The 2,751-nt window shown below is 35.6% G+C and carries 4 protein-coding genes; all 4 read left to right on the top strand.

The window, feature by feature from the left end; genetic code table 11:
- Nucleotides 1-51 precede the first annotated feature (51 nt).
- Genes arsR through arsC form a run of 4 tightly spaced genes read left to right on the top strand, consistent with a single transcriptional unit; the run spans nt 52 to nt 2,608 of the window.
- Nucleotides 52-357, top strand: coding sequence for an arsenical resistance operon transcriptional regulator ArsR (arsR, locus tag V7149_RS22710; RefSeq protein WP_335347855.1), 306 nt, complete (start codon nt 52-54; stop codon nt 355-357).
- A gap of 58 nt (nt 358-415) precedes the next feature.
- Nucleotides 416-850: an ArsI/CadI family heavy metal resistance metalloenzyme gene (locus V7149_RS22705; protein WP_335347854.1), complete on the top strand. Its 435-nt coding sequence runs from the start codon at nt 416-418 to the stop codon at nt 848-850.
- A 45-nt stretch (nt 851-895) separates the two neighbouring features.
- Nucleotides 896-2,191, top strand: coding sequence for an arsenic transporter (locus V7149_RS22700; protein ID WP_335347853.1), 1,296 nt, complete (start codon nt 896-898; stop codon nt 2,189-2,191).
- A 15-nt stretch (nt 2,192-2,206) separates the two neighbouring features.
- The gene (gene arsC, locus V7149_RS22695; protein ID WP_335347852.1) at nt 2,207-2,608 is read left to right on the top strand and encodes an arsenate reductase (thioredoxin); all 402 of its coding nucleotides are present in this window, start codon (nt 2,207-2,209) and stop codon (nt 2,606-2,608) included.
- The last annotated feature ends 143 nt before the right edge of the window (nt 2,609-2,751 follow it).

The following is a 2,751-nucleotide window of genomic DNA, read 5'->3' as shown; positions in this document are numbered from 1 at the left end:
ACTTTAAATATCAAAAAAAATTGATGAAAGGAGAAAATGTATATGACTTTAATGATAAATCAATTTGAGCAATATGAAAAAAAATTTAAAGCCTTAGCCGATCAGAAACGATTAGAAATCATGTATGAACTTTGTCAAAAAGGACAAACATGTGTATGTGATTTAACAGAAACTTTCGGGATGACCCAATCAAAACTTTCTTATCACCTGAAAATTTTATTAGATGCAAACCTAATAAGAAAGGAAACAAAGGGCACATGGAGTTTTTATGATTTAAATGATGATGAAGTAAACAATTTATTATCTGAGGAACTTTGTTGTGTATTTAGAAAAACTGGAAAAGGAAGCTGCTGCTAATTTTTTGTGCTATACATCAATTTTTTTTGATCTATTAAAAATTAGGAGGAATAAATTTATGAAATATGTTCACGTTGGAATTAACGTTACGCATTTAGAGAAATCCATTGAGTTTTATCAAAAGGTATTCGGAGTAGAACCTGTTAAAGTAAAGGCTGATTATGCGAAATTCTTACTAGAGAGTCCAGGACTAAATTTTACACTAAATGTTCGGGATGAAGTGAACGGGAATCAGGTAAACCATTTCGGTTTTCAGGTTGAAACAAGTGAAGAAATTACAGCTCATAAGGAAAGACTTGAAAAAGAAGGTTTTTTCGCACGTGATGAGATGGATACAACGTGTTGTTATGCCGTACAAGATAAATTTTGGGTAACCGATCCAGACGGAAATGAGTGGGAGTTTTTCTTTACAAGAGCTGATAGTGATGTCCATAAAATAGAATTTGCTTGTTGTGTGGTTCCTAAAAGAGAAACAAGTAGCTCTTGCTGCTAATAAGAGAAAGTGTGTACACCGTGCGAGTGATGGAGGTTAAATTTAGTGATTACAGCAATAGTAGCAACAATAATTTTTTTAGCAACACTTATTCTCGTTATCTGGCAGCCAAAAGGATTAAATATTGGTTGGAGTGCATGTGGCGGGGCAATTATAGCTTTATTATTAGGTGTAGTTGGGTTTAATGATGTACTTGAAGTTATCGGAATTACATGGAATGCGACATTATCATTTGTAGCAATCATTCTTATTTCACTAATTTTAGACGAGATTGGGTTATTTGAATGGGCAGCACTACATATGGCCAGAGTTGCAAAAGGAAATGGAATTAAAATGTTTATCTATATTAGCATTTTAGGAGCTATCGTTGCTGCACTTTTTGCAAATGATGGAGCTGCCTTAATTTTGACACCAATTGTTTTAGCGATGGTTCGTAATTTGGAATTTAAAGAAAAGATGATCTTTCCATTTATTATGGCGAGTGGATTTATTGCAGATACGACTTCCCTTCCATTTGTGGTAAGTAACTTAGTCAACATTGTATCGGCTGATTTCTTTAACATTGGATTTGTAGAGTATGCTTCAAGAATGATTATTCCTAACCTTTTCTCAATAGTAGCAACGATTACTGTCTTATTAATTTATTTTAGAAACAGTATTCCAAATACGTATGATTTATCTAAATTAAGAAAACCTGTTGAAGCCATTAAGGACTATAAAATGTTTCGACTGTCTTGGTATGTCCTTGGGATATTGCTGATTGGTTACTTTTCTAGCGAATACACTCAAATCCCTGTGTCACTTGTTGCAGGGTGCATTGCAATCTTCTTTTTATTGATGGCAAGAAGAAGTAATGCGGTTAATACAAAAACAGTTGTAAAAGGTGCTCCCTGGGCAATTGTCTTTTTCTCAATAGGGATGTATGTGATCGTATACGGTTTAGGAAATGCTTGGCTAACTGAATCGTTAGCTAGTGTCATTCAAGCAACTGCTGAGCAAGGTTTATTTGTTGCAACGATAGGTATGGGCTTTATAGCGGCTTTCTTATCATCTTTGATGAATAATATGCCAACTGTCATGATCGATGCATTAGCGATTGCCGAAACAAATACTTCCGGCACAATCCGAGAGGCTCTTATTTATGCCAATGTGATCGGTTCCGACTTAGGTCCGAAAATTACCCCAATCGGCTCATTAGCAACCTTAGTATGGCTCCACGTTTTATCTCAAAAAGGAGTTAAGATCTCATGGGGAACCTATTTTAAAACAGGGATTATCTTAACAATTCCTATTCTATTTATCACTTTACTAGGTCTGTATGCAGCATTATTACTTTACTAAAAGGGGAATTAGATCATGTCTAAAAAAACTATTTATTTTTTGTGTACAGGAAACTCTTGCCGCAGCCAAATGGCTGAAGGTTGGGCAAAGAAATATTTAGGTGAAGAGTGGAAGGTATACAGTGCTGGAATAGAAGCACATGGCTTAAACCCGAATGCTATAAAGACCATGCAGGAAGCTGGTGTTGATATTTCCAGTCAAACATCAAATACTATTGATCCTGAAATCTTAAATAATGCTGATTTAGTGGTTACATTATGTGGAGATGCTGCTGATAAATGTCCAATTACACCGCCACATGTGAAGCGTGAACACTGGGGATTTGATGATCCGGCCGGAAAAGTGTGGTCTGAATTTCAGCGTGTTCGTGACGAAATTGGTGAACGGATTAAGCAATTTAGTGAAACAGGGAAATAAGAAACATCTTGTACAAATCAGTAACAAACTATAAGGGCCTATCTTAAACAAGATACTTCTACAATCGGGCGGTTCTACAGCAAGAATTACGCTCCTTCTTTATGTTAAGCCCCAGATTGTTGAACAATACTTAGATATCAAGG

The sequence above is a fragment of the Bacillus sp. JJ1503 genome (assembly GCF_036965125.1).
Taxonomy (GTDB): Bacteria; Bacillota; Bacilli; order Bacillales; family Cytobacillaceae; genus Cytobacillus.
The sequence above is the reverse complement of the archived record's forward strand: the minus strand, read 5'-3'. Positions and strand labels throughout refer to the sequence as shown.